Below are 6664 nucleotides of genomic sequence, written 5' to 3'. Positions count from 1 at the left end.
GGAAATGATGAAATCCGAGAGTCTGGTAACGACTCAAACGGTGACACTTTGGTCTTCGGATTTGGAATTGATCTGGAAGACCTGCACTTCTCCCAGGTCAGTAGCGACCTGCGTATCAAGTTCATTGCCGAGTCAGCAGAAGAGGCGGCCGCTACCTCCGCTCTTGGACTGGCAACGCTAACCGGCGAGATCTTAATTGAGGACTGGTTCACAATTGCAGAAAAAAGAGTCGAGCGGCTTGCATTCGACAATGGTGACAGCGTCTGGATAGGACATTTCAGCAATTTCCAGATGCATGGTGTCGGCGCCAATTTGATTACGGCGACTTCCGGTAATGACTTTGTCAATACAGGCGACGGTGACAACGAGGTTCGTTTGGGGGGGGGGCATGACACGGTGATTGGTGGAGACGGCGAAAACGTCATCTTTGGGGAAGATGGCAACGACGTTCTGATTGGTGGCAGTGGCCGGGTGTCTTTGCACGGCGGTGAAGGCAACGACATTCTGGATGCCGGCGGCTCAGACGGCAGATGGAATATGCTGCGTGGCAAGAATGGAGACGACACCTACATTTATGGCCGACGTAGCGGCGAAACGTGGATTGCCGACACTGCTGAAATAGCTGATGGCGGATTTGATACGCTTCTCTTTTCGGATTTGACGCTGTCCGATCTGGACATATCAATCTACACGCATGATTCTTGGGGAGACTCGCTCAAGTTTTCCTGGGCAAAAGGCAGCGCATCAGGTGCCATGTATGTCAGCTATATGGGCCAGTACATCGAGCGGTTCGAGTTTGCCGACGGGACTACGCTTTCTGCAATTGGGCTCCGGGTTGACGGCCGGTCTGTTCTGAGTGGAACAGATGGGGACGATTATATTGTCGGCACGTCGACGGGCAGCATGATCTATTCGCTCGGCGGCAACGACACCATTGATGCTGGTGGTTACACCGGCACCGACTGGCAGCTGTTGCGCGGTCAGGCGGGCGACGAGACCTATCTGATCGGGATGGATGACGGTAAGGTCCGGATCGACCACTATTCGGAGCAATCAGGTGAGGGCTTCGATACGGTCCGCTTCAAGGATCTGACCCTGTCCGACCTGACGATTACCAAGATTGACAATCCGGATAATGTGATCGACGGCGACGAGATCGAGCTGTCCTGGAACAAGGATGGCTACTCCGGTGTTCTTAGGCTGGCGCATCTGGGCGAACATATCGAGCGCTTCGAGTTTGCCGATGGAACCACGCTCAGCGAAATCAGTCTGAATACAGATGGTGAAGTTGTTCTAACCGGTACAGACGGAGCTGACTTCATCGTCGGCTCGTCGCAGGCCGATGTGATCATCGGCGGCAATGGCGTTGATATTCTTACTGGGGGAACTGGAGACGACACTTTCGTGTTCACAATGTTGAACGACGGAGTGCCCGGTCAGTTCACGCCCGCGGATAGTGTCACAGACTTTGTCGCCGGGGTCGGTACGGATGATGTGATTGAGCTCTCACTGTCGCACTTCTCCGATTTCAACGATGTTCTGATGAGGGCATCGGAAAATACAGCCGAAGGCAGTGTCACCATCAATGTCGGCATCGATGCACCTCTGGTGGTTCTGGACGGCGTGGCCTTGGCTGATCTTCATGCGGACGACTTCCGCTTTGTTTGACAACCTGGGCCTCGATTAACGCTAACTCGCCGCACTTTTGGGTGTGGCGGATCTGTTGTTCATTTAACAGTGACACCCGCCGATCTCTCACAATACGAAAAATAGGAGAGCGCCTGCCAGTCTATCTTGCTTTGGTGTGTTCTTATCCCTTCTGTATTGCCAAATCCGATTTCTGATCGAACAGCAAGCGCGTATGCCCTTCATGCGGCCTGCGCTGACCATCTCCGCATTACGGCATCTCCAAGATTTGCTTCACGATTTCACGGCGCTCTTCTGTTGCATTTGCGTATAACTCCGAAATTGTGTCGTGGTTGCTCAAATTTGGCCGCATGCGCATGGCGTCGATCAGTGTGCGCTGACGATTTGTGTCAAGTTGGCCGTAATGTTCTTCAGTTGTCCGAATGTGCTCGTGACCGAGGTTTTGGCTGAGGGCTTTGCGTTCTTCCCAGGTACGCGCAATTTGATCGATGAGCAGTGCCAGCGTAGATCTTACGGCGTGAGGTACGAAATAGGTTATTCCCGCAGCCGCTGTTGCCCTTTTCAGAATGTCTCGGACCGGGGCAGCTGTTATCCAAAAGCTGTCTTGAGAGCCGACTGTTTTTGGAATTATTGCGCTGGGGGAGCGCGGAAAAAGGGCCTCATCATCTGAGGTTGCCAATGCACGCCGTTCCAAGACCCATTTGGTGACAATTTCAGCAGTGTCTTCTCCAATCGGAAACCAGAAGGTGGTCATGGTCTTCGAGAATTTTGTGTCAACGACAGTTGCGTCCTGAAAGACAAGTTTCTGATCCAGATCGACATGTTTCAAACGCAAGCTGATAAGGGCTGCATCACGCACGCCTGTCAAAAACAGAAATGCAACGATTGCTCGATCACGCCTCTGCATGATCGTTTCTATCGGCATGCTGGCCAGGAGAGTTCTGATCTCATCGGGTGATGGTATGTGTTTACCCCGTTTTACCTTTGCCAGGGCAGTGTGACGACGCGACGGCTTGCAATAGTCGGGGAGCGTCCGATCCATTGACCGGTGACCTGGCTGGTTGCCGAGCCAGACCAGAAATTGTCTCAGGTTCTGAAATGTCTGAACGATCGTGGCTGCAGATTTCTGCCCATCGCGTTCCTCATCGTCTTGACTGGTTTCAACCAGTCTCGATTTAAAGCTACCAATGTCATCTTTTGTGATAAGGCGAAACGATTTCTCGCCAACAAAGCCGTTAAACCAAAGGGCATGGCGCATGCGGGCGTCAATGGTTTTCACATTGAGGCCCAGCGCTTCTTTCATATGATTTTGATACTGGTAGAGAACCCAGGCGTTTTCGGAGTGCATGTTTTCACCTTGTCGATTGTGGGGAAATTGCCCAAATTGAGCGCGGTCAAAGAGACTCCTTAAACGGGAGTCTCGGCACTGGATTTGGATTCTAGCGTGTGTCTCAATTCATCCAAAACACTCTCACGCATGAAGCTGCTCGCCTTTTTTCCCGTTTCCGGACAGGTGAGAACAACCCGCGTCCTGAACTGGCCTTTGGTTTCAACCTTAAAGGATTCGACCAAAAGAGAATGCTTGGATTTGCAGGCGGTGCAGTAGATTTCAAACCGCCCGCAAGGCGTTTTGGCATTTCGTTTCCGCTCGGCATGAAAGGCGTTGAGATCTGATCCGAGAAACAATCGTCTCTCAGCTTCGATTGACTTCAGGCCGTACTTCATCCAGTTCAGAACCGTGTTCCTGCAAACATCATAAAGGGCTTGAACATCTTGCTGAGTGTAGAGCCAATTCGCCCTGGCCAAACGTCCGCGCTTTTGGCGCTTGCGGCGAGATCTCGCTGTTATCAAAGAGAACGTCATTCTGCGTCCTCCTGGAGAGTGGCTTCGAAGGCAATCAGGTCTTCCAGGCGCCAGCGGCTTGTACCGGGCGATAGGCGATAGGGTTTGGGGAATTCTGGTTTTTCCTTGGCCCAGCGCCAGACAGTTGCTTTGCTGACTGAGAAGTAACGGCCGACTTCCTTGTCACTTAGATATCTAGGCCAAGAAGAAGTGTGCAACTCCTGTGAGCGTTGGGACTCGCGTTTCTTGGTTGGTGACCGGAGCGTCGCGTCTGCGGCCGACTTTTCTGCTGTCTGCCGAAGTGTCTTGCCTTTGGCAATGCTTTTGCCATCGGATTGATCTGCGATTGAGCTCGCACCAAATTCAGAAAACAGGGAGGACTGGGTATCGTTGGACATCTTGCATCCTGTTTACCCGGTAAAACCGGGCAAGTGGGTTAGCAAGCACGTCCTGCGCTCTCGGAATGATTTAGGCTAAGACGGAAAGCCACCGTCTGATTTGGATTGAAGCTAGCCTCACATTTTCAAATGCGCAATACAAAGATGCACTTTTGGTCATGGCTTGGGTCAGCTGTGGAAACTAAACTTATGTGATGGTCTGTATGATGGGTTAGAAATCATCCTTTGAAAAACAACTAATAAAAACAGATATTTGAGGAAAATAATGGCGGAGAGAGAGGGATTCGAACCCTCGGAACGCTTGCGCGCTCAACGGTTTTCGAGACCGCCCCGTTCGACCACTCCGGCACCTCTCCGCGGCACTTTCGACTAAACGGGTCTCAAGTGGCGCGGAACATAGACAAGGCGGGGCGGACCTGCAAGCCAGAATTTCAATCTTTAACGGGATAAGTGGCAAGCGGATTTTCGACCGCCGCCTGAAGACTTTGGCACGGCTTTTTGTCAAATCGGGAACACGCCTTCGCTGGCCATCGACCGGTAAGTGCGGTAGGAAGAGGGAAGGGTCCGGTAACTGTTCCTTGAAGCTCAGAAAACCCATATTTCCGTTTGACATCGCTGGCTATCCGACTATATTGCGCGAGCTCGAAAAGGTTCGCTTTTTCGGGATTTCTTTGTCGATCAAGGCCTGCCGGGCTCAAAGCTTTCAAGCGCAACCCGACACAAAGACCTGTCAGCCGGGGTTCATTCCTGGAGGGGCAGGCGCCTCAAGTTCGACCTAAAAGCTGCCAGCATTCCGGTACCTGTTATCGGTTCTGGTTGGTTCAAAAACGAAAAGAAGGACGTGCGAGACATGTTCGCAGTGATCAAAACCGGCGGTAAACAGTACACTGTTGCTGCTGATGACCTCCTGAAGGTCGAAAAACTCGATGCCGAAGCCGGTAGCACCGTCACCTTTGATGAAGTGCTTATGGTTGGCAATGGTGCAGACACCACTGTTGGCGCTCCGACTGTTGAAGGTGCCAGCGTGGTTGCGGAAGTGGTCGAACAGGGCCGTGGCCGCAAGGTTATAATTTTCAAGAAGCGCCGGCGTCAGAATTCCCGCCGCCGCAATGGCCATCGTCAGACGTTCACCCTCGTCAAGGTGACCGACATTCTGACCGGTGGTGCAAAACCGGCCAAGAAGGCAGCGCCGAAAAAGGCAGCGCCGAAGGCTGAGGAAACCAAGGAAGAGGCTCCGGCCGCTGCAGAAGCTGCAGAAGGTGGAGATGACCTGAAGAAACTGGACGGCGCCGGTCCGGCAGCTGTGAAAAAACTGAACGAGGCGGGTCTCACCACCTTCGCTCAGATCGCAGCCATGACCGCTGACGACATCGCACGCGTTGAAGAGGAAGCTGGCCTGAAAGGCAAGTTCGAACGCGGAAACTGGGTTGAACAGGCTAAGGAACTGGCAGGCAAGTAAGCCGCCGCTCTTTAAAACCTGATCTGAAATTCGAAGAACGAGGAGTTCTAACGATGGCACATAAGAAGGCAGGCGGTTCATCCCGCAACGGCCGCGACTCAGCTGGCCGCCGTCTTGGTATCAAAAAATACGGCGGGGAAGCTGTGATTCCCGGCAACATTATTGCTCGTCAGCGTGGCACTCAGTGGCACCCGGGCAACGGCGTGGGCATGGGTAAGGACCATACCATTTTCGCGACCGTGGAAGGCAAAGTTCAATTCCAGGCGAAAGCCAACAAGCGAACTTTTATCAATGTGGTCCCAGTGGCGGAAGCTGCGGAGTAAAGCCGACGTGAAGTTTCGAAGCGCCGGCGTCCCATTAGACCCCGGCAATTCGAGACAGGTCAGCAACCAAAGACCAGTCGAAGATCCAAGGGGGAGATGGGACGCCATCTCTCCCTTGATTTGTTTGTGCTGGAGGAAAAAATGGTTGTTGAAAGCGATGGATTGTTAGACGAGAGCAGTTTGGCCGCGGCCCCGTTGCCGCAGGAAGCGGTTCGTGTGCGGCTCGACAAGTTGCGCAAGGACGATTTGGCCGATCTGGTGTTTCTGGCCAACAACAAGACAGTGGCGGCGAACCTCGCCACCATGCCATACCCCTTTACCGTTCACGATGGCCGGGCGATGATCGCCAAGGCCGACCTGCATCATATCAATTCCGCGATTTTTGCGATCCGTTTGAAAAGCACGGGCCGGCTCATCGGAATTGCACGCTACGCTGTGGTTGAGGCAGGTGGTCCTGTCCATGTCGGATACTGGCTGGGTGAGCCGTTCTGGGGACAGGGACTTGCGACTGAAGCAGTGCATGCCCTGGTCGACCATGCCTTTACTTACAATGACATAGAAGAACTGCAGGGGTCCTGCAGGGTGACCAATCCGGCCTCGCGCCGGGTGCTGGTCAAGTCCGGGTTTCAGTACCGGGATCAGGCGATGATCCGGTCGGTCGGCGCGGGCGGGTCCGTACCGATTGAGCGCTACACACTGGAACGCAAAGTCTGGAAGTCGTTGAAAGGATGGGGGCAAGGACAATGATGAAACTGCAGGAACTGAAAACCCGCCGCCTGGTACTGAGGCCGCTGGAAGCCCGGGACGCCGACGCGATTGCAGATCTCGGTGGCCGCGACTTTGAAATCGTGCGCTGGCTGACCGGGGCATCCTGGCCTTATGTCGAGGGCGAGGCAGAAGACTTCGTCAGCAAGATTGTCGGCACCAACCCGATGGAAACCGAGGCTGTATTCGTCGTTACGCTCGGTGGAGTGTTCATTGGGGTTGCGGCAATC

At 53.6% G+C, this 6664-nt stretch carries 8 protein-coding genes and 1 tRNA gene; 5 read left to right on the top strand and 4 right to left on the bottom strand.

Annotation, left to right across the window (positions count from 1 at the left end):
* Positions 1-1668 (top strand): calcium-binding protein (locus K5905_RS23990; RefSeq protein WP_297588711.1); only part of this gene is annotated, 1668 nt, incomplete at its 5' end.
* Positions 1669-1897: 229 nt separating this feature from the next.
* Here the strand turns inward: K5905_RS23990 and K5905_RS23985 are convergent.
* The 4 genes from K5905_RS23985 to K5905_RS23970 form a co-directional block, all read right to left on the bottom strand.
* A complete protein-coding gene (locus tag K5905_RS23985) occupies positions 1898-2995 on the bottom strand; it encodes a site-specific integrase (protein ID WP_297588708.1) in 1098 nt (365 codons plus the stop codon).
* Between the two features lie 59 nt (positions 2996-3054).
* Positions 3055-3510: a hypothetical protein gene (locus tag K5905_RS23980; RefSeq protein WP_297588706.1), complete on the bottom strand. Its 456-nt coding sequence runs from the start codon at positions 3508-3510 to the stop codon at positions 3055-3057.
* Positions 3507-3887 (bottom strand): hypothetical protein, encoded by a 381-nt coding sequence (locus K5905_RS23975; protein WP_297588703.1) that lies wholly within the window; start codon positions 3885-3887, stop codon positions 3507-3509. Before K5905_RS23975 ends, K5905_RS23980 begins: the two co-directional genes overlap by 4 nt.
* Before the next feature lie 266 nt (positions 3888-4153).
* A tRNA-Ser gene (locus tag K5905_RS23970) sits at positions 4154-4243 on the bottom strand.
* A 494-nt stretch (positions 4244-4737) separates the two neighbouring features.
* Between K5905_RS23970 and K5905_RS23965 the strand changes: the two genes are divergently transcribed.
* The 4 genes from K5905_RS23965 to K5905_RS23950 form a co-directional block, all read left to right on the top strand.
* On the top strand, positions 4738-5346 hold the full coding sequence (locus K5905_RS23965; protein ID WP_297588701.1) for a 50S ribosomal protein L21: 609 nt from the start codon (positions 4738-4740) through the stop codon (positions 5344-5346).
* Between the two features lie 53 nt (positions 5347-5399).
* Entirely contained in the window at positions 5400-5669 is a 270-nt protein-coding gene (gene rpmA, locus K5905_RS23960) for a 50S ribosomal protein L27 (protein ID WP_297588698.1), read from the top strand.
* 141 nt (positions 5670-5810) lie between these two features.
* Positions 5811-6416 carry a GNAT family N-acetyltransferase gene (locus K5905_RS23955; RefSeq protein ID WP_297588695.1) on the top strand — a complete coding sequence of 202 codons (606 nt, stop codon included), beginning with the start codon at positions 5811-5813 and terminating at the stop codon, positions 6414-6416.
* Positions 6413-6664: GNAT family N-acetyltransferase (locus K5905_RS23950; RefSeq protein ID WP_297588691.1), on the top strand; the 252-nt coding region annotated here is incomplete at its 3' end. The genes K5905_RS23955 and K5905_RS23950, both read left to right, overlap by 4 nt.

The organism is Roseibium sp. (genome assembly GCF_025698965.1).
Lineage (GTDB): Bacteria > Pseudomonadota > Alphaproteobacteria > Rhizobiales > Stappiaceae > Roseibium.
This window is presented reverse-complemented; position numbering and strand designations above follow the sequence as displayed.

Coding starts and splice junctions, on each gene's coding strand:
- K5905_RS23985 (WP_297588708.1), bottom strand. CDS start 2,995: ATGCACTCCGAAAACGCCTGGGTTCTCTACCAGTATCAAAATCATATG.
- K5905_RS23980 (WP_297588706.1), bottom strand. CDS start 3,510: ATGACGTTCTCTTTGATAACAGCGAGATCTCGCCGCAAGCGCCAAAAG.
- K5905_RS23975 (WP_297588703.1), bottom strand. CDS start 3,887: ATGTCCAACGATACCCAGTCCTCCCTGTTTTCTGAATTTGGTGCGAGC.
- K5905_RS23965 (WP_297588701.1), top strand. CDS start 4,738: ATGTTCGCAGTGATCAAAACCGGCGGTAAACAGTACACTGTTGCTGCT.
- rpmA (WP_297588698.1), top strand. CDS start 5,400: ATGGCACATAAGAAGGCAGGCGGTTCATCCCGCAACGGCCGCGACTCA.
- K5905_RS23955 (WP_297588695.1), top strand. CDS start 5,811: ATGGTTGTTGAAAGCGATGGATTGTTAGACGAGAGCAGTTTGGCCGCG.